Source organism: Thermoanaerobacterium thermosaccharolyticum DSM 571 (genome assembly GCF_000145615.1).
GTDB lineage: Bacteria > Bacillota > Thermoanaerobacteria > Thermoanaerobacterales > Thermoanaerobacteraceae > Thermoanaerobacterium > Thermoanaerobacterium thermosaccharolyticum.
This window is the reverse complement of the sequence record NC_014410.1, coordinates 2,161,603-2,186,647: the sequence shown is the minus strand read 5'-3', so window position 1 is coordinate 2,186,647 and position 25,045 is coordinate 2,161,603. Positions and strand designations below refer to the sequence as shown.

The 25,045-nt window shown below is 33.2% G+C and carries 21 protein-coding genes; 19 read left to right on the top strand and 2 right to left on the bottom strand.

The genetic code is table 11. From position 1 onward, the window contains the following. Nucleotides 1–7: 7 nt before the first annotated feature. The 3 genes from TTHE_RS13775 to TTHE_RS10895 all read left to right on the top strand — a co-directional run bounded on the left by TTHE_RS13775 (nt 8) and on the right by TTHE_RS10895 (nt 9,622). A complete protein-coding gene (locus TTHE_RS13775) occupies nt 8–5,431 on the top strand; it encodes a glycosyltransferase (RefSeq protein ID WP_013298628.1) in 5,424 nt (1,807 codons plus the stop codon). Between the two features lie 134 nt (nt 5,432–5,565). After that, complete coding sequence (locus TTHE_RS10900; RefSeq protein ID WP_013298627.1) at nt 5,566–8,283, top strand: AAA domain-containing protein; 2,718 nt, start codon at nt 5,566–5,568, stop codon at nt 8,281–8,283. A gap of 43 nt (nt 8,284–8,326) precedes the next feature. Then, a complete protein-coding gene (locus tag TTHE_RS10895; RefSeq protein WP_013298626.1) occupies nt 8,327–9,622 on the top strand; it encodes a C40 family peptidase in 1,296 nt (431 codons plus the stop codon). Here TTHE_RS10895 and TTHE_RS10890 read toward each other — a convergent pair whose 3' ends face one another. Next, nucleotides 9,623–10,357 (bottom strand): TIGR03915 family putative DNA repair protein, encoded by a 735-nt coding sequence (locus tag TTHE_RS10890; RefSeq protein ID WP_013298625.1) that lies wholly within the window; start codon nt 10,355–10,357, stop codon nt 9,623–9,625. 22 nt (nt 10,358–10,379) lie between these two features. Further along, on the bottom strand, nt 10,380–11,654 hold the full coding sequence (locus tag TTHE_RS10885; RefSeq protein WP_013298624.1) for a putative DNA modification/repair radical SAM protein: 1,275 nt from the start codon (nt 11,652–11,654) through the stop codon (nt 10,380–10,382). Between the two features lie 213 nt (nt 11,655–11,867). Here TTHE_RS10885 and TTHE_RS10880 point away from each other — a divergent pair, with 213 nt between their 5' ends. The 16 genes from TTHE_RS10880 to secA all read left to right on the top strand — a co-directional run bounded on the left by TTHE_RS10880 (nt 11,868) and on the right by secA (nt 25,017). Continuing rightward, nucleotides 11,868–12,050, top strand: coding sequence for an aspartyl-phosphate phosphatase Spo0E family protein (locus TTHE_RS10880; RefSeq protein WP_013298623.1), 183 nt, complete (start codon nt 11,868–11,870; stop codon nt 12,048–12,050). Nucleotides 12,051–12,128: 78 nt separating this feature from the next. Continuing rightward, nucleotides 12,129–12,458 (top strand): flagellar protein FlaG, encoded by a 330-nt coding sequence (locus tag TTHE_RS10875; protein ID WP_013298622.1) that lies wholly within the window; start codon nt 12,129–12,131, stop codon nt 12,456–12,458. A gap of 11 nt (nt 12,459–12,469) precedes the next feature. After that, complete coding sequence (gene fliD / locus TTHE_RS10870; protein WP_013298621.1) at nt 12,470–14,008, top strand: flagellar filament capping protein FliD; 1,539 nt, start codon at nt 12,470–12,472, stop codon at nt 14,006–14,008. A 37-nt stretch (nt 14,009–14,045) separates the two neighbouring features. Continuing rightward, on the top strand, nt 14,046–14,432 hold the full coding sequence (fliS, locus tag TTHE_RS10865) for a flagellar export chaperone FliS (protein ID WP_013298620.1): 387 nt from the start codon (nt 14,046–14,048) through the stop codon (nt 14,430–14,432). A 6-nt stretch (nt 14,433–14,438) separates the two neighbouring features. Next, nucleotides 14,439–14,906 carry a flagellar export chaperone FlgN gene (gene flgN / locus TTHE_RS10860; protein WP_013298619.1) on the top strand — a complete coding sequence of 156 codons (468 nt, stop codon included), beginning with the start codon at nt 14,439–14,441 and terminating at the stop codon, nt 14,904–14,906. Nucleotides 14,907–15,050: 144 nt separating this feature from the next. Beyond that, complete coding sequence (locus TTHE_RS10855) at nt 15,051–15,245, top strand: zinc-ribbon domain-containing protein (protein ID WP_013298618.1); 195 nt, start codon at nt 15,051–15,053, stop codon at nt 15,243–15,245. A gap of 192 nt (nt 15,246–15,437) precedes the next feature. Then, a complete protein-coding gene (locus TTHE_RS10850; RefSeq protein WP_013298617.1) occupies nt 15,438–16,214 on the top strand; it encodes a basic amino acid ABC transporter substrate-binding protein in 777 nt (258 codons plus the stop codon). Between the two features lie 27 nt (nt 16,215–16,241). Next, nucleotides 16,242–16,904: an amino acid ABC transporter permease gene (locus tag TTHE_RS10845; RefSeq protein WP_013298616.1), complete on the top strand. Its 663-nt coding sequence runs from the start codon at nt 16,242–16,244 to the stop codon at nt 16,902–16,904. Continuing rightward, nucleotides 16,891–17,613 carry an amino acid ABC transporter ATP-binding protein gene (locus TTHE_RS10840; protein ID WP_013298615.1) on the top strand — a complete coding sequence of 241 codons (723 nt, stop codon included), beginning with the start codon at nt 16,891–16,893 and terminating at the stop codon, nt 17,611–17,613. Before TTHE_RS10845 ends, TTHE_RS10840 begins: the two co-directional genes overlap by 14 nt. Nucleotides 17,614–17,789: 176 nt before the next feature. Continuing rightward, nucleotides 17,790–18,329 (top strand): ribosome hibernation-promoting factor, HPF/YfiA family, encoded by a 540-nt coding sequence (gene hpf, locus TTHE_RS10835; protein ID WP_013298614.1) that lies wholly within the window; start codon nt 17,790–17,792, stop codon nt 18,327–18,329. Nucleotides 18,330–18,454: 125 nt separating this feature from the next. Continuing rightward, nucleotides 18,455–19,096, top strand: coding sequence for a hypothetical protein (locus tag TTHE_RS10830; protein WP_013298613.1), 642 nt, complete (start codon nt 18,455–18,457; stop codon nt 19,094–19,096). Nucleotides 19,097–19,304: 208 nt separating this feature from the next. Next, complete coding sequence (locus tag TTHE_RS10825) at nt 19,305–20,576, top strand: HD-GYP domain-containing protein (RefSeq protein ID WP_041587592.1); 1,272 nt, start codon at nt 19,305–19,307, stop codon at nt 20,574–20,576. Then, a complete protein-coding gene (locus TTHE_RS10820) occupies nt 20,566–21,129 on the top strand; it encodes a DUF5317 domain-containing protein (protein ID WP_013298611.1) in 564 nt (187 codons plus the stop codon). The genes TTHE_RS10825 and TTHE_RS10820 overlap by 11 nt, the downstream gene beginning before the upstream one ends. Nucleotides 21,130–21,172: 43 nt before the next feature. Next, on the top strand, nt 21,173–21,685 hold the full coding sequence (locus TTHE_RS10815; protein ID WP_013298610.1) for a transcription repressor NadR: 513 nt from the start codon (nt 21,173–21,175) through the stop codon (nt 21,683–21,685). 65 nt (nt 21,686–21,750) lie between these two features. After that, nucleotides 21,751–22,158, top strand: a complete 408-nt coding sequence (locus tag TTHE_RS10810) for a bacteriohemerythrin (protein WP_013298609.1) — start codon at nt 21,751–21,753, stop codon at nt 22,156–22,158. A 171-nt stretch (nt 22,159–22,329) separates the two neighbouring features. Then, the gene (secA, locus tag TTHE_RS10805; RefSeq protein ID WP_013298608.1) at nt 22,330–25,017 is read left to right on the top strand and encodes a preprotein translocase subunit SecA; all 2,688 of its coding nucleotides are present in this window, start codon (nt 22,330–22,332) and stop codon (nt 25,015–25,017) included. The last annotated feature ends 28 nt before the right edge of the window (nt 25,018–25,045 follow it).

The following is a 25,045-nucleotide window of genomic DNA, read 5'->3' as shown; positions in this document are numbered from 1 at the left end:
TAGTATTATGCCATTAAAAATTTGTCTTGTATCCCAAGAGTATCCACCAGATACAGATTGGGGTGGAATAAGTACATATGTGTATACCTTAGCTCATAATTTAACAAAACTAGGGCACATTGTTCATGTAGTAACAAGATCTATAAAAAATAATTCTTATACAACGCTGGATGGTGATGTCATAGTACACCGTATAAAACAACCTACGTTATCATGTAGTATTAATATTGAAAATGCCTCATATATAAATAATATAATATATAGTCAAGCCGTGAATGACAAAATACAGGAATTGCATAAAAGAGTTGGATTTGACATAATTGAATTTCCTGACTTTGGCGCAGAAGCATTTCAATTTAAAGGGAATATACCATCTATTGTGCGTCTTCATACGTGTTCTGCTATTACTCAATATTATAATAATGTTAAACCAATTCAACAGGATATAATGATTAATTATATAGAGAAAGTTGCTGCACAAAAAGTTGATAGGATAATTAGTCCAACACCGTCTGTATTGGAAATGACAAAGAAGCTTTGGGATATGGATTTACCACAAAATTTTATACCAAACCCAGTTGAGTATAATGTTAATTTAAATTATAAACGTTTTGATAAAATCCCAAGATTATTATATACAGGTAGATTTGAACCACGAAAAGGGCTATATTTACTGATAGAAGCTATGAGTTATGTCGTAAGAGAAATACCGGATGTAAAGCTGACTATGGTTGGAAGGGATACACTGTACGGTCCTAATGGTTCATCATATTTGAGCCAGATATATAAAAAAATGCGAGAATTAGATTTGGGTTCGCATAATATAAGAATAATAAATCAATGGCAGGATAAGGAAATGTTGTTTCGCCATATATTTAATTCAGATGTTTGTTTAATACCTTCTTTATATGATAATTTTCCCTATACTGTTGTTGAACCGCTTTCTTGTGGAAAGCCAGTAGTTCTAACGAAATCCACTGGTATATCTTATTATTTAAAGCATGGAGAAGAAGCTTTTATAAGCAAAGATAATGATGCAGAGGAATTTGCAGGTTATATTATAAAATTATTAAAGGATAAAAATTTAAGAGATTATATTGGTAGAAATGCCAAAGAAGCATCTAAGCGGTTTGACGCAAAAGTTGTTGTACCGCAAATAGTTGAAATGTATAAAGACGTTATAAAAAGATATAACGAAAAAAATTCTCTAAATATTAGCGAAAATAATTTTAAAATTGATATAGATAAATATGATAGTTTATCAATTTGTATTATTTGTTATAATGCATTAGAATATACAAAACGATGTATTAACAGCATACGCAAGACAACAAAAGTGCCATATAAAATTCATTTACTTGATAATGGCTCTAACGATGGTACAAGAGAGTATTTGGAGAGTATAGAAAATGATAAAGATATTGAAGTAATTTACAGTGATAAAAATTTAGGTGTTCCGGCAGGAAGAAATGTATTAATTAAACAAGCCAATTTAAATAAATATGTTGTATTTATAGATAACGATGTAGAAGTTTTTGATAATTGGTATGTGCCATTTTATAATGAGATAAACAAAAATGATAATATTGGTATATTAGGCATTGAGGGTTATAAAGTATATATTAGAAATTTTTCAAGATATCTTAAACCTGCTGTGAACGGTGAAGCAGACATTATTACAGGCTATTGTATGTTTATGAAAAAAAGCTTAATTGATAAATTAGGTTTATTTGATGAAAATTTAGGTCTATATTTGCATGATGATGATGACTATTCAATAAGGGGCGTTGGAGAAGGATATATAAATAAGGTTATTGAATCTAACATATATCATTATGGTAGTAAATCATCTTCACAAAAGCCTGATATACTTAAAATTGAGAAATCAAAGGAAAATCTCAAGTATCTAATTAATAAATGGAGAATCATGGGGATTATTAATGAAGAAGGAGTTCCTTGCAAAAAAAAGCTTAAACTCATTTGGGAAGGTTCACAGTTTGTGTATAGTAGCTTAGCACATATAAATCGTGAGATTGCATTACAATTAATTGAGAATGATGATATAAATTTAAAACTTATTCCATATGAGCCAAACCAATTTGATGATAGTGTAGATCCGCGTTTTCGAAAAATTACTGAACATTTAATACAATTGCCATCTACAGATGAACTTATAGATTTTTATATACGGCATCAATGGCCACCCAAGTTTAAAGCACCAAACTCTGGTAAATGGATATTGATGCAACCGTGGGAGTTTGGTTCAATACCAAAAAGCTGGGTAGCTCCTATGAGAGATGAAATTGATGAGATATGGGTTCCGAGCAAATTTAATAAAAGATGTTATGTTGAGTCGGGAATACCAGAAGAAAAAATACAGGTCATACCTAACGGTGTAAATACAGATATTTTTAAGCCGGATGGTGAATTATATCCTTTAAACACATCGAAAAAATTTAAATTTTGCTTTGTAGGAGGTACTATCTGGAGAAAAGGAATAGACATTTTGCTTGAATCGTATGTTAAGACATTTACAAAAGATGATAATGTTACGTTGGTTATAAAAGATAGTGGCGCAAACACATTTTATAAAGGCCAAACATTATCAGCATATATTAAGGAATTACAGAATGACCCTGAAAAACCGGAGATAGTTTATATCAGTGATGATCTAAGTACCGAAGAGATGGCAGCTTTATATAGATCTATAGATTGCCTTGTTCATCCGTACCGTGGTGAGGGATTTGGAATGCCAATTGCTGAAGCAATGGCATGTGGTAAGCCTGTTATTGTCACAAATTTTGGTGCAGCATTAGACTTTTGTGATGAGAGTAACAGTTTCCTGATTTCAGCAGGGGTATGTACGATGCCTGAAAAAATGGTTGGAAATTTACCTACGGTGGATTATCCATATGTAGCTGAACCCGACAAAGATGCTTTGTGCAACATATTGAAACAAGTTTATATGACATCAAAAGATAAATTAAAAGCAATGGGTGAAAAAGGTAGAGAAAGGATATTAGCAGGATTTACATGGAAACATATGGCGGATTTGATTGTTGATCGCCTGGAAAATTTAAAAAATACACCAATATTACGGTATAATATTTCATTAGATGATAAAGAAACTTTAGATTTGATTAATAAAGGTTTGAACTGTATTTATATAAACCCTAATGAAGCATTGAATTATTTCAAAAAGGGATTAAACTTATATCCGAATAATAAATTTTTAATTAGAAAAGTTATCGAATGTTTAATAAATCTTAATCGACTCGATGATGCATTTATTTACATTAATAAATTAAGTGATTTACTTTTGAAGGAATATGGCGAAATAAATCAGGGACTAACTATAACTGGAAAAGTTGAATATGGAAAGTATTATAATTTATTAGGGGTTTACTATTACTATAATGGTGATAAAGATAATGCTAAAATATATTTTGATAAAGCTATAAAATGTAATCCAGATGATGAAGAATCTATAAAAAATAATAAAATGTTGAGTACCCTCTCCCTCTGCCTTATTACGAAGGACGAGGAAAAAAATATTGCCCGCTGTATCAATAGTGTCAAAGATATAGTTGATGAGATAGTAGTTGTAGATACTGGATCGAAAGATAAGACGGTAGAGATAGCAAAGAGCTTTGGTGAGAAGGTTAAAGTCATCAATGCCAAGTGGGAGGATGACTTCAGTAAGGCGAGAAACATTGCTATAGAGAATGCTTCATCTGACTGGATATTATTCCTTGATGCTGATGAGGAGATTAAAAAAGAGGATGCAGAGAAGATAAAACCTCTATTATACGATGATACTGTTGAAGCGTACATGTTTAAGTTTATAAATTATTCTGGTGCCAGTGTATCAAGCGGATTGTCAGAGATACATTACAACTTTAGGCTCTTTAGAAATAATGGTAAACTTAAATATGTTTATCCAATACATGAGAATCTTAAAAATATCGAAGAGGACAGAGCACCGATATTTAAGAATGCAGATGTGACGATACTTCATTATGGCTATTTATCGGAAATAAGGATTGAAAAGAATAAGACACAGAGATATATCGACATGATATCAAAGTATCTTGCAAAGCATCCAAACGACAAATTCCAGCAAGGAAATCTTGCAGTAGAATATTATAATGCTGGTGAGTACAATAAGGCATTGAAGCATCTTTTAATTGCTACAAAAAGCATGAATTTGAATTCATATGCTACACCGAGACTTTTTAGATACTTAATAATGACGTATATAGCACTTAAGGAATATGATACAGCATTACGAATTATTAATGATGCCAAGAAATATTACGAGGATATACCAGATTACAAATATCTTGAAGGAACTATATACTTCAATCAGAAACGATACGAAAAAGCGCTTGAAATTTTTAAAGAGTGTGCTTTGATGGGTGAATATAAGGGACAATTTGTAACGATGGGTGGAACTGGAAGTTATAGGGCAAAGTATATGATAGGTCAATGCTATGAAAAATTAGGTAAGCTTAATGATGCAGTAAAAGAGTATATGGAAATATTGAAACAGCATCCAAATTATCAGGATGTTTTTATAAAAGTTTTTGATATGTTTGTCAGGAATGAAAAGCCGGAAGATGTGTATGAATTCTTTAGAAAGCATGTTAATACGAAAGTGCCGATAAATTATATAGCGATAGCGAGATTATATATAAACATAGGAAGGTATGATATTGCAAAGCAGTACATTGACAGTATTGATATAGATCTGGAAGGCCTTAATAACTTAAGAGGAATTATATACATGGGGCTTAAGGACTATGAAAATGCGATAAAACATTTTGAGATGGAATACGGCAAGGCAAAAGAAGAAGCAAATTACCGAGAAGCATTGTGTTATATTATATTGAAAGACATAGATAAAGCGAAAGATCTGCTTTGGAAAATTACCGACTCATCTGATAAAAAACTATACATGACTATAGTGGGGGAAATGAAAGCAAAATTTGATGAAGTAAAGGATAGCTTTTTCAATCTTCTTGACCTGCTTATAAAATTAAAAGAATTTGATTTCTACAATGAAGTTTTGAACCTATATGTAGGACTTTTTACAAGAGAAGAATATGAAAGATATGGTCAGATGATGATAAACAATGGCCTTGAAGATTTGGCAGTGGAAGCCTACATTAAAGCGGCTGATTTAAACAGCCAAAATACGGAAGTCTATAAATATTTAGGTCAAAAAGCATATGATCAAAATATGTTTAATGAAGCTTTGTCTATTGTAGGAAGGGCATATAATATTGATAAAACTGATGTTGATATTTATAGACTTATATATAAAATCTACAAAGCGCTTGGACAAGATGAAAGTGCTGATGAAGTAAATGAGATGGTTAAAAGTTTGTATCCAGAAATAGATCTTAGTGAGTCATATGCATTGACGTAATGTATTTAATAAATGATAATTATTAATAGGTCAACATTGATTGGCCTATTTTTTATACCGAATAACCTCTTTTATAAATTCCTTAAAATATCCGATATATAAAAATAGAAAAACATTAAAAATGGGGGATCATAATGCTTTCAAATGAAATAAAGACTACTATAGATTTATTTATATATGCAATTGAAGAAGAGATAAAAGCGCAAAAAAGAGAAAATGCGATAAGCGCAATTAAGATATATGATGGCAAGTATGTTTCTAGAGGTGGTATTGGCTATATCTATACTTTTTCTTTTGACAATGAATTTTACAATATTGAAGAAATAAAAGCAAAGATGATGATAAATGGCCAGAATTTTCCGGCAGAAATTTTATCAGTATATGGATCACAAATAGAGATTAGTATTTTAGAATTTATTGGTGAAAAAGTATCGGAAGCATTAATTGATTTTAGATTATGGTATCTACTGGAAATACTAAAAAATAGATATAAAAATTATGACGAAATTCTAATGGAAAATGATTTTAAACTGAGCAATATGATTTTTAAAGGATGGTGTGATAGTAAAGACAATAATGTAAAAATAGCAAAAGGAGATCTTAATGAAGCACAAATAAATGCTGTTAAGAAGTCATTAACTAAAAATTTAAATATAATTTGGGGACCGCCGGGTACAGGGAAGACAAGGACTTTAGCAAAATTAATAAAAGAACATTTGAAATTAAAGAGGAGAGTATTATTATTATCTTTTTCAAATAATGCAGTTGATGAAGCTATGAAATATGCTATGAAAGATTTAAAGCAGTTAAATTTATATGAAGAAGGTAAAATTTTAAGATATGGCTATCCACAAAGCAAATTTGTTGATTATTATAAAAAAAACTATGAGAATATATTAATTGATAATATTTTGGGTTCAAAATATACTTCGCTGATGAATGAAAAAGAATTACTAAATAAAAAGAAGTCTTCTTTAGTTAATACTATAGAAGATTTAAAAAGGAAAATATCAGAGCATTATAATAAAATTGATGATTTATCAGATGAACGTAATAGGTTAGAGCTTAGTCTAAATGTACTTAGTATGCACTTAAAAGAACACCATGAAATATCAAACTCAAATGAAGATATTGAAAAGTTAGAAGAAACTATAAAAAGGAAAAAAGAAGATTTTATAATAGTAGATAAACAATTAAATGATGCAAAGTCGAAAGAAAATGAGATCTTAGCATTAAAAGAAGAATTGAAAGGGTTAGAAAATAGTGTATATAAGGTTGATGAAGACATAAATAAAATAGAAAATGAAATATCTGAAAAGAGAAATAAAATCTTATCTAGAGCAAGATTTATTGCTACGACTGTGGCAAAGACATTTTGTGATGACATATTGGCAAATGAAAAGTTTGATGTTTTAATAGTAGATGAAATAAGTATGATTTCACTTCCTTATTTGTATTGGGTTATTAGCAGGTGCAAGGTGGATGCTTTTGTAACTTTAGCTGGTGATTTTTTGCAATTGCCTCCAATCTGCATGACAGACGATGAGATAGCTAAGAATATTATGGGGAAAAATATTTTTAATCATCTTGATATAGACAAAGTAGATAATTCTATAAATAGCTCATTAGTTTGTCTCTTGGATACTCAGTATAGAATGGTACAAGATATATCGTCGATACCAAATAAATTTTATTATAAAGGATATTTGAAAGATGACAATAGCGTCTTAAATAGATGTGATCAGAACAAAAGTGATTCAATTATTATGATTGATACTTCAGATATAAACCCTATTTGTTATCATATAGCAAGTGGCAGCAGATTTAACATATACAATGCTTTTGTTAGCATTAAAATTGCTGAGAGCATTTTAAACAAGAACGATGAATGGCAGGTAGGAATTATTACGCCTTATTCAGCACAGGCTCGGTTAATAAATAAAATGATGAGAGAAAACAATATGTCGAAGAAAATAATAGCGAGTACTGTTCATAGTTTTCAAGGTGGTGAATGTGATGCGATAATTTTTGATTCTTCTGACAGCACTGGATTAGTGTTATCTCCTTTGCTAAATGATGAATATACCGATTCAGATGCGGATTTATTGTTAAATGTTGCATTGACAAGAGCAAAGACGTGTTTTTATTTTATAGGAAATATACCATATTTATTATCAGGGCTTAGCAATAATTCATTGATTAAAAGAGTGATTTTATATATTAGCCAAAATTCAACCACTGTCAAATCAAGAGAAGTTTTAAAAGAATGTAAAGCAGAAAACTTTACAATATATAATGGAAATGACTTGAGCAATGTAGATAAAAGAGATTTTAAACAAGATATTTTACATGATATTGATAATGCAAATGAACGCATTATAATTGTGTGCCCGCAGATTTCCGAGAAGGTTATTTGTAAATTTTATGAACCATTTTCTAAAATGACAGAAAACGGTGTTAACATTACTATATATACAAATCCTACATTCAAATATAAAAATAGAAATGCAAAAGATGTTATTGAGGAAATAAGAAATAAAAATATTAAAGTAATTGAGAGAGAAAAACTCAATATAAATATGTACATTATTGATTCTATTATATGGGCAGGTAACATAAATATATTTTATGGAGTTCCAAATAAAATAAATATGATAAGATATAAAAATCAACTTGCAGTTGAAGAAATAATAAAGTATCTTGAATTAAATAAATCTAATGGTATAGGTGATGTTGTTGATAAGAGATGTCCAAAATGCGGAAATCCAATGATAATCAGAAAAGGTAAGTACAGCATATTTTTGGGATGTAGTAATTATCCTATTTGCAAATGTGCAGTAGGATTGAAATAAAAAAGTTTGTAACATAGCCTTTCATTCTTATGAAGATGTGGGGGTGTTCTATATTATACCCGGAACAAAGTTAGAGATGCTTGATGCTGAATACTGGATAGAGAAAATACCCGATGCTGATAGCCTTATAATGACGCAAAATGATATTATGAAGTTCAATCAAAAGATTGTAGAAAAATGTGATAGCGTCTATGATTTAAAAAGCTATAGGGATAGTTTTACTTACGATGAATTGTTGTCTTTGATAAAGGAATATAAGTTACCAGAAAAAGAGATGTATTTTAGGAACGGCGAACTAGTGAAAAGGGATTTTTATCATCATATAACTGACAATTTAAATATCACTGAAATAAAAGAAGTCAATCCAGTACAATACGGCATTACCATAAGAAAGACATCTCTTAGAAGCTTTCCTACGGAAATAGCGGTATACAGCAGAAAAGGCGATATCGAATTTGATAGATTTCAAGAGACATCGTGTCATGCGATAGAGCCTGTTGCAGTACTTCACGAAAGTAAAGATAAAAAATGGTATTTTGTACAGATGTACAACTACAGAGGTTGGGTAAAGGCATGTGATATAGCAATTGCAAAAGATAAAGAAGAAGTATTTGATTATCTTGATGCAGATGACTTCATAGTTATTACAGGAAATCATGTAAGGACACAGTCAAATCCATATGATGACGATGTGTCTGAAATTCGGTTTGATATGGGGACGAGAATACCATTGGAAACGGATATGCCTGATAATGTAGCAAATCAATCTACTTATGGCAATTATGTGATAAAGCTGCCTTCAAGGGATGATAAAGGCAACCTAGTCTTTAAAGACGGTCTAATATCGATAAAAGAGGATGTGAGGCGTGGTTATATTCCATATACAAGGGCGAATGTTTTAAATCAGGCCTTTAAGCTAATAGGAGATAGATATGGATGGGGAGACAGCCTTAATGGCAGGGACTGTTCCAGTTTTATCATGTATGTATACAAGACATTTGGATTTGCTCTTCCCAGAAATGCTGATGAGCAGGAAAAATGTCCAGGGATAGCACATCAGTTTTCTGATGATATGTCATTGATTGATAGAATTGAAACCTTTAAAAACATAAAGCCTGGTGCAGCTTTATACATGCCTGGTCATGCCATGATGTTTGTTGGAATGGACGGCGGAATGCCATACATCATACACGACTTTACTGGATATGCGAAAAGAAATGGTGACAAATATGACTTTATACCAGTTAATGAAGTCATGGTTACATCATCACTTCTGCCTACATCTATGGGGATACCATTTATAGAGAGATTTTCTTCTGCCATTCAGTTTGAGATGTAGTTATTGCTTTTCAATCAATATATCCCAGTATTTTTTTGGCATATACTGCTTTTGAAGCCTCAAATTTTTTCTTTCATCTATGGAGATATTTTTATAGTAGATCTTCCAAAAGTTTTCGTAATCTTCCTCCTCTTTTGTAATCAATGTTTTTTCAGGAGATATATCAGTTATTATCCAAGATTTTTTATCATAAACCGCTGATAAGTTTCTTTTGACATCATGTATCACAAAATATTGATTTTGAAATCTTGCTGCAAAATGAGGCACAATGAGAGGCAGCACATTGTAATCAGGATGTATTTTAGCATAAAATAATCCTTTTTTTATCTCTTTGAATCTTATTAATTCTATCATTTTATAAGATTCATGATTGACTCTTTGGCTTAATTTAATCACGTTGTGCACTATGTCATTTTGAAGGTAATTATCGATTTTTTTGCCTATCTTAAATCCCAATCTTACATATTTATATATCAACATATATGATGATTCTAATTCAGATAGATAGACGTAGAAAATATTTTTAAGGGCTTCTTGCGATATTTTATTTTTGATTGCATCTTGTACTTTATTGGATTTATCTATATCTGTTGATATATATACGTCATCTCCAAAGAAATTTCTTTGATAACTGTTTTCTGATAAAATATCATTTGGTATTTGACGATTATAATATGACACATATATGACTGTCATGAGCCCATCAAATGTTCCGTCAAAAATGTAGTTTACCATGTTCACGTACTCCTATCTAAAATCATACGATTATAGGTAGATTATTTTCTGTTTTGTAAAATGGGTCAAAGATGCTGAGCTGGCCTTCTAAAACATTGCTTTTTGGCAAAAGCCTATTTTTTATTTTGTTAGTTTCTATTTCGCATCCCCCGTAGTATTTTCCATTGCAAGTTATAAAGTACTTTGCCCTTTTTAATACGACTCCCAGCTTTTTAAGTGAATCATAGTTTAGAGGAGACTCCTTTCTTGCCTTTATTATCCGTTTCGCTGTTTTTACACCAATTCCCGGGACCCTAAGAAGCATATTATAGTCTGCAGTGTTTACTTCTACAGGGAATAGGCTTAAGTTTTTTAGGGCCCAGTCGACTTTGGGATCGAGTAAAATGTTAAAATTTGGAGCTTCTTCACTTAATAATTCATCTGCTTTGAAATTGTAGTACCTTAAAAGCCAATCTGCTTGGTACAATCTGTGCTCTCTTAAAAGAGGTGGCGATGTCACTCCAGAAATATTGTTGCCATTAGAAACAGGGATGTATGCAGAATAATATACTCTTTTAAGGTTGTAAAGCTTGTATAGATTTTCTGATAATTTCAATATAGTTCTGTCGCTTTCTGGTGTTGCACCTATTATAAGCTGCGTTGTCTGTCCTGCAGGTACGAACTTATCTGAGTAACGCATTAATTTTTTTGATTCATTGCTTTCCAGCAGTTGATTGTGTATGAAGCTCATGGGCTTTATTATTGATTCTTTGCTTTTTTGAGGTGCCAATAGCTTTAGAGATTTCTCGGATGGAAGCTCGATATTTATGCTCATGCGGTCGGCATAAAGCCCTGCTAATCTTATCAGATTTATATCTGCCCCAGGTATGGCTTTTAAATGTATGTAACCATTAAAATTATAATCTTCTCTAAGTTTTTTGACTGTCTTAATCAGAAGCTCCATTGTATAGTCCGGACTTTTGTAAACTGCTGAGCTTAAAAATAATCCTTCTATGTAGTTTCTGCGGTAAAAATTTATCGTAAGGTCAGCAAGCTCCTCAGGTGTGAATAATGCCCTTTCTATGTCATTTGAGCATCTGTTGACACAATATGAGCAGTTGTATATGCATATATTTGTAAATAATATTTTAAGAAGTGATATGCACCTTCCATCATCAGACCAACTATGGCATATTCCGTAAAACGATGCATTCCCGATACCGCCATTTTTATTTTCTCTATTGCTTCCGCTGGATGAACAAGAGACATCGTATTTTGCAGCATCAGCTAATATCCTTATTTTATCATGAAGCTCCATATTTTGCACCTCTAACATAAATTTATATAAATATTATAACACAAACATACGTTCACTGAAAGTAGTGATTTGCATTAAGTGAGATTGATAAATTTTTCAAAAATAGTATACTTGAAATAAGCATCAAAAATATGCTAAAGATTTAATAAAAATTGGTTAAAGCCGATATATAGAATTGAGGTAAATGTTAAAGTAGCTTATATGGAGGAGAAAATGGCAAAGGTTATAAAGGAACACTATTATAAAAATGATTTTGTTGAGGAGAAAATAAAGTTATTAAAACGTGAGCTGGATAAGCATATCGTCGATAAGCCGAAAGCTCTTGAAATAAGTCAAGAACTGGATAAGCTTATCATAGAATATATGACGAATGGCAGAAAAGAAAACTCAAAATAAATTCGCTAATTTTTTCAAATATTTTGCCGATATAAAAAATAACGTACAAATGATAAATATTTTTGGGAGGTATCATATATGATTCAAAGTATATCGCTAGAAGGAGGAAAGGCAAAGTTCAATGACAGTTTATCGGCGGACAATTTTAATGATGTAAAAAATATTTTAAAAAAACCAGTTGATGAAAATTCTATTAAGGATGAAATCAATGACGTTAACAATAAGATAAAAACTAGCGATGGTACGTATTTTGAATTTTCTGTGCATAAGCCGACAAATACAATAGTAGTGAAGATTGTGGATAGTCAAACAAATGAAGTTATAGACGAAATACCGCCGGAAAAAATATTAGATTTGGTGGCAGGTTTGTGGAAAATAGCAGGTCTATTTGTCGATAGAAAAGTATAGGAGGTAATATTATGGATCCTATTAGCTTGCAAAATTCTACTACAAGCAATTTACTGAGAATAAGCGGTCTTGCATCAGGTATTGATACCGATTCTATAGTGAAACAGCTCATGACAGCAGCCAGCCAGCCACTTTATGAATTGGAACAGCAAAAGCAGTGGCTTCAGTGGCAGCAGGAAGATCTTCAGGACATAAATACAAAGCTTTTGTCCCTTAGGGATAACACTTTGTTTAAGATGAAACTGCAAGGGACGTATCTAGCAAAGACTGTTTCATCAAATACGTCTATAGCGACAGCGACAGCAGGTGTAAATGCTGTAAATGGGACGTATATATTAAATGTAAATCAATTAGCGACGGCAGCTACTTCTGCCAGTGATTCTGCACTTAATGCCTATACTACAAACTCTGATGGCAGTATAACTTATAACTCTTTAATTCTTGCAGGAACTACTTGTACAATAAATTTAAATGGTAAGCAAATTACGCTTGGCAGTAGTGACAAGGATTGGACAATAAATGATATTGTTTCTGCAATTAATAAAGCTAATGCAGGTGTTAATGCTACTTATGATACGACTACTGATAGGTTGTTTTTAATAACAAATTCAACAGGGTCAAATGCAAAGATCGATTTTAGCGGTACCACAGATTCAAATGCTCTTAACTTTTTAACGAACACATTGAAATTAAATACGTCTACTGTCACTGGTACTGATGCTTCATTTTCCTTCAATGGGGTGAATATAACTACATCTTCGAATAATGTTACAGTCGCAGGGATAAATGTCAATCTTACAGGGATAGGCCAAACAACGCTCTCAGTTCAGACAGATACAGATACGATATACAACAGCATAAAAAGCTTTGTTGATGCGTATAATGACGTGATTACTCAGATAAATTCAAAATTAACGGAAGAAAGGTATTATGATTATAAGCCGCTTACAGATGCGCAGAAAGAGCAGATGAAAGATAGTGATATTACATTGTGGGAGCAGAAAGCAAGAAGCGGTGACTTAAACGGCAATAGTACACTTACATCTATCTACTATAATATGAGAAATGCCATATCAGGTACTGTGACGGCTTCTGACGGCACTAAGATGACATTAAGCTCTATTGGGATAACTACTGGGCAGTGGTATGAAGGCGGTAAGCTTTATATAGATGATACGAAGCTTAAAGATGCAATACAAAAAAATCCGCAGGAAGTAATGGACTTATTCACGAAATTGACTGAATCGCCAACAGATGTAAATGCCACACCTGGTTCTAGTCAAAATGATGGTATAGCAGCAAGGCTTTACTACATAGTGAATAATGGTATAAACTCTATCACACAAGAAGCTGGTGGGGGACAATATCAACTATATGATAATAGCTTTTTAGGTCAACAGATAAATGATTTAAATCAGAGGATGTCAGATATGCAGGATCACCTAAATACGCTTGAGCAGCAGTATTATAATCAATTTACGCAGTTAGAGATATATATGGCGCAGATGAATTCGCAGAGCCAGTGGCTAAGCCAACAACTTGGCGGCTAGCAAAGTTGATGCGACAGGTAGAAAGGGGAATTATTACATGTTTGATCCGTATTTAGAATACAAACGGAATTCCATAATGACAGCAAGTCCGGAAGAACTGGTTATGATGCTCTATAATGGTATTATTCGCTTTGTGAATGAAGCGAAACAAGCAATAGATGATAAAAATATCGAAAGAGCCCATAACAGCATAACAAGAGCACAGGATATCGTATTGGAACTTATGTCAACTCTTGATATGAAATATGATATATCAAAAAATCTATACAGTATATATGACTATATATCAAGAAGGCTCATAGAAGCAAATTTAAAAAAAGATAAAGTTGCTTTGGATGAAGTAGAATCATTGATAAGTGACCTTAAAGATACATGGGGGAAAGCGATGGATAAAGTTCGAGCAAAAGTTTATTCAAAAGGTTGATAGAATATGATTAGTGATGTAAAAAAGCTTATAGAGTTAGCTGAAGATAAATTAAAATATCTAAATGACATGCTTTTATTAAATAATGAGTTAAATAAAGCAATAAATTCCCAAAATCTTGATGATATAAAAAGCATATTGGGAAGAAAGCAAGACATTATAAATAATATTGATAAAATAGACAAGGAATTTATACCAATGTATAATTTATACAAAAAAGTAAATAGGATTGATAGCATTTTTAATACACCTAATAATAACGCAGAAAAAAGCGTATTAAAAGGAATATTAATTGAAATAAGGTCAACTCTCGAGAGGATAAAAGATGTAGAAGATAAAAATATTGAAGATATAAATAGTGCTTTTAAAAATCTTGAAGATAAGTTAAGCGACTTATCTAAAGGGAAAAAAGGATACATAGAATATTTAAAGTACTATACACCCGGCAGCTATTTTGTAGACAAAAAACGTTGAGGCATATATTTTTGGAGTAATATTTATACAATTTTAAAATTTTTTAAATTTATTGATAAAAATATTTCTTGGTGGTATAATATTACTGTATAGTCTATAGGACTGTACAGTAAATTAATAATCAAAGTGAGGGGATTATTTATTATGTATCAAGACAAGACATTGGTCTGCAAAGACTGTGGAGCAGAGTTTGTGTGGACTGCCGGTGAACAAGAATTTTATGCACAAAAGGGTTTTCAAAACGCACCAGTAAGGTGCAAAGCATGTAGAGATGCTAAGAAGCAGAGGAACAATCAGTTTAACTCCAGAAGAGGAAGAGCTGCTGGAGCAAATAAGTAATCCCCTTCACTTGTAAGAAGTAAAGAGGATTATCAAGGGCATTCAATCGCGAATGCCCTTTAATCATTTATAGAATTTTTTATAAAATCTTCCGCAAAAGATTATTTTGTAATATTAAAAAATATGTTGCAATATTATACATGTGATAGTATAATTATTAAGTAAATTATCCATATAGCGGGAGGAGAAAGTATGAAAAAAGTTCTAATCATATCATTATCGCTGATAGTTATGTTATCTATCATTTTAAGTGGATGCTCAAAGCAATCTACATTAAGCAGAGTCAAAAAATCGGGCGTCATTGTGATGGGCACAAGTGCGGATTTTCCACCATTTGAATTTCACAAGGTTGTCAACGGAAAAGATACCATAATGGGCTTTGATGTAGATTTGGCAAATGCTATTGCAAAAAAATTAGGTGTAAAACTTGAGATAAAAGACATGGACTTTACAGGATTGATACCAGCTTTACAAAGCGGACAGATTGATATGGCTATTGCAGGCATGAATGCAACACCAGATAGAAAGAAGAACGTCGATTTCTCAGATGAATATTACAATTCAGAGCAGGTTTTAGTTGTCAAAAGCTCCAGTTCAATAAATAATCTAAAAGACTTAAATGGAAAGACTGTTGCGGTACAGCTAGGTACTACATCTGATGATGCAGCAAAGAAGATAAAAGGGATAAACTTAAATGAATTAAATCGTCTAGGTGATGCATTTCTTTCATTGGAAAATGGTAGAGTCGATGCTATATTGATGGAAAGCACAATAGCAAATGCGTATTTAAAAGAGTATAAAGACATGAAAATGCTTCACGTTAAAGAGATAAATGAAGCAGTACCCGGATATTCTGTTGCTGTCGCTAAAGGAAATCAAGATTTGGTAAATCAAATAAACAGTGTGATAAAAGAACTTAAAGATAGCGGTGAATATGGCAAGATGTTAAACAAATGGATGGGAAAATAGATCTCTTGAAAGGAGAATAAATTATTAATGAATCTTGATTTTTCAAGTATGCCACAATATACACAGCTTTTTATAAATGGCGTCATAATGACCATAGAGCTTACACTCATATCCGTTGCTATTGGTGCAGTATTGGGATTAATTGTAGCTTTGATGAAGATGTCCAGCGTGAAAGTGATTAGCTTTATTGGTTCAGCGTATGTAGAGATTATAAGAGGGACGCCTCTTCTGGTGCAGATACTTATAATATACAATGGATTGCCACAGTTTGGCATAAAATTTCCCGGATTTGTAGTAGGTATAATAGCACTATCAATGAATAGTGCTGGATATGTTGCAGAGATTATCCGCTCAGGAATACAGGCAGTTGATCCAGGGCAGATGGAGGCATCTCGCTCACTTGGAATGTCTCACAGCATGGCTATGAGGTATGTCATAATTCCCCAGGCAATAAAAAACATACTGCCAGCCCTTGGCAACGAATTTGTCGTCATGTTAAAGGAGTCATCTATAGTATCTGTAATAGGCTTTGCAGATCTTACAAGACAAGCAGAAATAGTATCAAGTGTGACTTATAGGGCTTTTGAACCCCTTATAATAATAGCTGCTATATATTTCATAATGACACTAGTATTTTCAAGGCTATTAAGCAAGTTTGAAAGGAGGTTGAGGTCCGGTGATACGCGTTGATAACCTCCATAAAAATTTTGGTAATTTAGAAGTGCTAAAAGGTGTTAGTTTGGAAGTGAAAAAAGGTGAAGTTTTGGTCATCATTGGCCCAAGTGGCTCAGGGAAAAGTACAATACTAAGATGTATAAATCTATTGGAGGAGCCTACAAAAGGCGATATATACATCGAAGGCGAAAAAATCAACGATAAAAAGGCCGACATAAATAAGATAAGGCAAAAGGTAGGTATGGTTTTTCAACATTTTAACTTATTTCCAAATATGACAGCCATCGATAATATCACATTAGCGCCTGTAAAGGTAAAAAAGATGGATAAAAAAGACGCAGAAGATATTGCAATTAAGCTTCTAAAAAAAGTTGGACTTGAGGATAAAAGGGATTCTTATCCTGTTAAGCTGTCAGGAGGGCAGAAGCAGAGGCTTGCGATCGCTAGAGCACTGGCTATGCAGCCTGATGTGATGCTGTTTGATGAACCAACATCGGCATTGGATCCAGAAATGGTAAAGGAAGTCTTAAATGTCATGAAGGAATTGGCAAATGAAGGAATGACCATGATAGTGGTAACACATGAGATGGGATTTGCAAGAGAAGTTGCCGATAGAGTTATATTTGTGGATGACGGCGTAATTGTTGAGGAAGGAACACCAAAGGAAGTATTTGAAAATCCAAAGAGCCCCAGGACGAGAGAGTTTTTCAGCAAAATATTGTAGTTTAAAGTTAGGGTTAATGATTCCCTAACTTTTTTAGTTTATTTTCTGAAATATTGTTCTTGTAAGATTTAAAAAGTATAATAGGTAGCAAATAATCTTTATAGTGAAACTTGCAGGAATATTAGTTTTTATGTAGAATTATAATAATATAGACATAAAGAAAGGAGTTGTATCATATGAGGATATCAGTAAGCGGGAGAAATGGAATGATGATAACAGACGGGTTAAGAAATGCAGCATTGAGAAGCTTAAACAAAGTTGAGAAGTTTTTTACGGAAGACACAGAAGCGCGAGTAGTATTGAGTGTTCAAAAGAATAATCAGATTGCAGAGGTTACGATACCTTTTAAGGGAATGATATTTAGAGCTGAAGAAGTAAGTGATGATATGTATGCATCTATAGATAACGTTGTTGATAAGCTTGAAAAACAAATACTCAAGTACAAGACGAAATTAAAAAATAATTTTGCTGTAGAATCGATTAGATTTGACGTTCAGCAGGATTACATAAAAAATGATTTATCAGAAGAAACTGAGTTTGAGGTAGTTAAGACAAAAAGATTCCCTGTAAAGCCTATGTCTGTGCAGGAAGCTATACTGCAGATGAATTTACTGGGTCATAATTTCTTTGTTTTTACAAATTCTGATACAGATGATTTTACGGTTGTGTATAAGAGAAAAGATGGCAGATATGGCTTAATAGAGCCAACGATATGAGCAAAAAAATTGAGGGTACAAAAAACCCTCAATTTTTTTTATGTAAAAGAAGGAAAATAAAAATTTTTGTAGAATATTATTCCTGTATGTGTAAAAATGGATAGGATAAATGGAGTGTGAGCACATTGACTGAATTAACAAAAGAAGTTATCAATTCTATGGAAGAGTTGATAAATAGGGTACAAAGCGTCATCTCAAGCAGAGTTGTTGCTGAAAATAATCAAATAGCTGAAATTCACGTTTTGGCTGATAATTCTAGAAATGCAAAACAAATTGCAAGGGATGTACAATCGGTTTTGATGGCAGAATTTAAAGTGGATGTGAATTATAAAATAATAAGCGTTGCTCAGATTGAGACAAGCGGTAGGTTTTTTAATGATGAAAGAATTGCGTTTACAAATCTTACATTTGCCAATAATGGAGTAAATTTAGAAGCTACAGTGACTCTGACAAAAGGTTCAGAAATATATGAAGGTGTTTACAAAGGTGTCAACACTGAGAGAAATAGAAATAGGATAATCGTTAATGCTACACTTGAATGCGTATCTAAAATACTTCCTGAAGATCACAATCTCATTTTAGAAGATGTTGATATATATTCTTTTGCCAAAAAGCGCATTGCAGTTGTCGCTGTTACACACGCTACACCTCAAAACGAAGAACTTCTTGTAGGTTCCAGCATTGTGAAAAAAGATGATGGGGAAGCGTTGATAAAAGCGACATTAGATGCTTTAAACAGGCGTGTCATCTCAATACTTGATAATTAAATAGCTTACTTTTTACCCAAACCTTTATTAAGCGTAGCGTTTCGCCTGAAGCTTGAGAGCTGAGGAGCTTCTTTGGTAAAGGAGGGTTTCAGGATGAAAAAAGCAACAATTATAAAAGTACTTCTTGCTTTATTAGCATTAGCACTTGCTGGTGGTGCAAATTATACATGGGGATAAACGGTTTGGGTATATTTTTATGGAGGATGATATTTTGAGTAAAAAGTTAATCTTATACATAACGTTTATTATAATAAGCGGACTTTCGCTCATAGGATATTCTATATTGAATGTTAATTTACAACATATTAGTAATGTTGTTATTTTAATAATTTTTTCAGCTATTTGTGAATCTCTGCCAATATATATAAATAGCAATGTTTCGGTTTCTGTTGCTTATGCAGTGGATTTAATGGCTATACTATTATTTGGTCCTCTAGAAGGCGCAATAATAGCATCTATAGGTAATTTACTTTTGATTAGAAATGTTAATGGGGAAATAAAATGTGCATTAAATATACCATATTATAAAACTCTGTTTAATATTTCGCAAATATCTATTAGTGTTTTTATGGCTGGATTGGTTTATAAATATTTGGGGGGTGTTCCCGGACAATACATATATCCTAAATATGTTGGTGTAGCAATAGTTGCTTCGGCTGTTTATTATTTATTTAATTCAGGTATAGTAGCTATACTTTTATCACTTTTAATAAAAAAGCCTTTTTTATCGGTTTGGCTAATGGATTTTAAGTGGGGAACAATCAATTTTCTATTTCTAGCATTTATAGGTATTTTGATGGCATCAGCCTTTATAAAATATGGATATATTGCACTCGTTGTATTTTTCATACCACTTTTGATGGTAAGATATATGTTTAAACTTTATATGGATTTGAAGCAGTCGTATTATGATACAATAAACGCTCTTACAAAAGCATTGGAAGCAAAAGACAGGTATACTTTGGGACACTCAAAAAGTGTTGAGAAATTAGCTGTATATCTTTGCAGGGAAGCTGGATTCAGTGAAGCACATACGGAAATGGTGCGTATCGCTGCTCTTTTGCATGATGTAGGTAAAATAGGCATAGTAGAAAATATTTTAAATAAACCTGGTAAGCTTTCAAAAGAAGAGTACGATTATATAAAACAGCACCCAGTCAGCGGGTACGAGATATTGAAGGATGTACCTTTTTTAAAAAATGTAAGATATTGGGTAAGGTATCATCATGAGTGGTACAACGGAAATGGCTATCCTGACGGCATAAGCGGAAGACAGATACCGCTGGAGGCTGAGATACTTTCTGTTGCTGATGTTTTTGACGCTCTTGTATCTGACAGACCATACCGAAACGCGTATACAAGAGAAGAAGCGTACAAAATCATTGTCGACAGCGAAGGGACACAGTTTAGTCCAAGAGTGATAAGACTCTTTAAGAGAGCATACGAAAAGAACAAGGAGGATTTTAAGCATGATTTTTGATTCTCTTGGGGCTTCATTTATATACGGATTTTTAATAAGAAGAGGAAAATTAAGCGGTATAGCCGATATAGACATAAAGAAGCCTATTTTTTTTGTTTTAGGATTTGCATTGGAGTTTGGAGTTCTTAATTTGACAGATAAGTATCCGATAATAATGACATATAGAGCATATATACATTTTCTGGATTACCTTATGCTTTTTATTGGTTTGTGGTACAATAGGCAAAACAAGTACATGAAAGTAATAGCTATTGGTATCATCTTAAATTTCATTGTAATTTTTGTAAATGGAGGAAGAATGCCCGTCTCTATAAATGCTCTTAATGCAGCAGGCATCAGCTATTTGGTACCTGAACTGCAAAAAAATGTAATTCCGACGCATCAAGCTATGACAGCAGCAACAAAACTTAAATTTTTAAGTGACATTCTTTATCTTCCAAAACCGTATCCACTTCCTAAGACATTTAGCATAGGCGACCTATTTATAGCAACTGGGATTTTTCTGATGGTTTCAAATGCCATGATAAAAGCTTCGAAAAAAGTAAAAATATGATATAGTATATGTAAAATGGATTTTTGTAAGGTGTGGATGTTTTATGAATTCGTCAGACAGAAGAGAAAAAATCAAGGAAATACTTAAAAACACAAAGGAGCCGATTAAAGGCACTTATCTTGCATCTATGATGGATGTCACAAGACAGGTAATTGTCCAGGATATAGCAATATTACGGGCGGAAGGTCTAAAGGTTTTGTCAACACCGCAAGGCTATTTACTGGATGCGACAGAAAAGAATAGATATAAAAAAGTAATAGCATGCAAGCATTATTTTGACAGAACGGAAGAGGAGCTAAATATCATTGTAGACAATGGTGGGAAGGTATTAGATGTGATTGTAGAGCATCCTTACTATGGAGAGCTAAAAGGACTTCTGATGCTTTCTTCAAGGTACGACGTAGAGAAATTTATGGAGTGCATAAAAGACGGCAAAGCATTGCTCTTGTCTTCGCTTACAGAAGGCGTTCATTTGCATACAATTGAAGCAGATTCCAATGAAACTTTGGAGAGAATTGAAAGAGAGCTTAGAAGAAAAGAATTTTTAATAGGGTAAAATTAATATTATAATTAATATGGGTGTTAGAGTATAATTTAATTATGAGAGGGGAAATTAGGAAAATGATAAAATGGAGACAATCCTTGTCAGTCGGTATTGACGTGATAGATGAGGAGCATAAAGAGCTATTTAAGAGAGTCAATGATGTTTTCGATGCCTGCATGAAGCAGCAGGGGCAGGAAAAAATCTATGAGATACTGGGATTTCTAAAAGAGTACACAGTAAAACATTTTGGAGACGAAGAAAAACTTCTTGAGAAGTACAAATATCCAGAATTACCTCAGCATAAAAAACTTCATGAGAAGTTCGTAAACGACATAAAAGAGATAGAAGATGATGTAAAAGAAAATGGCGTAAGCGTGTCAATAATCACTACTTTAAACCGCAAGTTAGTCGATTGGCTTATAAATCATATAAGCAAAGTAGATAAAAAATACGGTGAATACATAAAAGCACATCCTATTGATTGAAATAAAAGGGTCCATGTTGAGGTTATAAAGTCACATGGGCCTTTTTTATTTTTACTTGTTTAATGGTGATTTTATACAGGTATTTTAAATCAAAATTCATTTTGTTGATATATATCCGTCAAAATGTTATAATATATACTTGAATGAGAATAACCTTGAGAAGGTGATTAGATGTTAGGAGTTTTAGAGAAGATATTTGGCAGTTACAGTGAGAGAGAAGTAAAGAGGATCGAACCGATAGCAGATGAGGTTTTGTCATATGAGGAAGAGATGTCAAAGCTTTCTGATGATGAATTAAGAGGAAAAACACAGGAATTTAAGGATAGACTGAAAAATGGTGAAACACTTGATGATATATTGCCAGAGGCATTTGCAGTTGTAAGAGAAGCAGCTTGGAGAACTCTAAAGATGAAACATTTTAGGGTTCAGATAATAGGCGGTATAGTATTGCATCAAGGCAGGATAGCAGAGATGAAGACAGGCGAAGGAAAAACGCTTGTTGCGACATTACCTGCTTATTTAAATGCCCTTGAAGGGAAAGGGGTTCACATTGTTACAGTCAATGACTACCTTGCAAAAAGAGACAGAGACTGGATGGGGAAGATCTACGAATTCCTCGGTATGAGCGTTGGTGTGATTCTTCACGACATGGACTCTGAAGAGAGAAAAAAGGCTTATGCTGCTGATATAACGTATGGTACAAATAATGAATTTGGCTTTGATTATTTAAGGGACAACATGGTTATCTATAAAGAAGAGATGGTGCAGAGGCATCTAAATTACGCTATTGTTGACGAAGTAGATAGCATATTGATAGATGAGGCTAGGACACCTCTTATTATTTCTGGTGTAGGAGAAAAATCAACAGACCTTTATAAAAGGGCAGATACTTTTGTAAGGACGCTAAAAAATGAGGAAGATTATACGATTGATGAAAAAGCACGGGCAGTAAGCTTGACTGAAAAAGGTATTGAAAAGGCTGAAAGATTTTTTAATTTGGCCAATTTAGCAGATCTTGAAAATATAGAAATTTCACACAATATAAATCAGGCATTGAAAGCACATGCCATAATGAAGAGAGACAAGGACTATGTTGTAAAAGATGGAGAAGTTATAATAGTTGATGAGTTTACTGGAAGATTAATGTTTGGTAGAAGATACAGCGAAGGGTTGCATCAGGCAATAGAAGCAAAAGAAGGCGTTAAAGTAGAGAGAGAAAGCAAGACTCTTGCTACAATTACATTTCAGAATTATTTCAGGATGTACGACAAGTTATCTGGTATGACTGGTACTGCTCAGACGGAAGAGCAGGAATTTAGGGCGATATACGGACTTGATGTTGTTGTAATCCCCACAAACAAAGAGATGATACGAATAGACCATCCTGACGTGATATATAAGACAGAAGAAGCAAAATTTAAAGCGGTTGTTGATGATATAGTTGAGCATCACAAAAAAGGTCAGCCTGTGCTTGTAGGCACTATTACTATAGAAAAGTCAGAAAAGCTAAGCAATATGCTTAAAAAGCTGGGCATAAAGCATCAGGTATTAAATGCCAAGTACCATGAAAAAGAAGCTGAGATAATTGCACAGGCAGGACGAAAAGGTGCTGTCACCATTGCTACAAATATGGCTGGACGTGGTACGGATATCATTTTAGGTGGTAATCCGGAATTTTTAGCCAAGAAGAAGATGGTAGAAGAGGGCTATGCTCCGGATGTTATATCTGAGGCATCAGGGTATGGCCCTCTAAACAGCGAAGAATTGATAAAGGCCAGAGAGAGATACCAAGAGCTTTTAAATGAGATAAAGAAGGAGACGGAAAAAGAGCACGAAGAGGTCGTAAAGCTTGGCGGGCTTTATATAATAGGCACTGAAAGGCACGAATCCAGAAGGATAGACAATCAGTTAAGAGGACGTGCTGGACGACAAGGCGATCCTGGTGAGTCTAGATTTTATATTTCCCTTGAAGATGATCTTATGAGGCTTTTTGGCTCTGAGAGAATCAAAAATATGATGAATTCGCTAGGTATAGAAGATGACCAACCAATTGAGCACAAGATATTGACTAAGCAGATAGAACAGGCACAGAAGAAAGTTGAAGGCATAAACTTCGACGTCAGAAAGAATGTCCTTGAGTACGATGATGTGATGAATAAGCAGAGGGAGATAATATACAAAGAGAGAAGAAAAGTATTAGAAGGCGAAGATTTAAGACAGTACATCCTTGATATGGTAAAAGATATTATAAAAAGAAATGTGGAGATATACACAGCAGGAAGCAAATATCCAGAAGAATGGGATATAGATGGATTGTTAAACCATTTGTACGATTTATTCCTTGAAAAAGACAGCGTAGTAATAGATGTTGACTACGGAAGGCTTGATAAGGAGATGCTTACAGATATAATCTATGAAGAAGCTGTAAGGCAGTATGAGAAGAAAGAGCAGCAAATAGGTCCACAGATGAGGGAAATCGAAAGAGTCGTCCTCTTAAAAGTAGTCGATACAAGGTGGATGGATCACATCGATGAAATGGACCAGCTCCGCCAAGGTATAGGTTTGAGAGCTTACGGTCAGGTAGATCCTGTAATTGAGTACAAGAAGATTGGCTTTGATATGTTTGAGGATTTGGTTAACTCCATTCAGGAGGATACAGTAAAATTCCTGTATCATATAGAAATAAGGAATGACAATATGCCACATAGAGAGCAGGTGGCGAAACCTGTTGCGACAAATCAAAGCGGCAACGATGAACCTAAGAAGCCAATCGTTAAGAAGAAAAAAGTTGGAAGAAATGATCCATGTCCATGCGGCAGCGGAAAGAAGTACAAAAAATGCTGCGGCGCTAATCTTTAAAAAATTTCAATGATAAGGAGATGAAGCA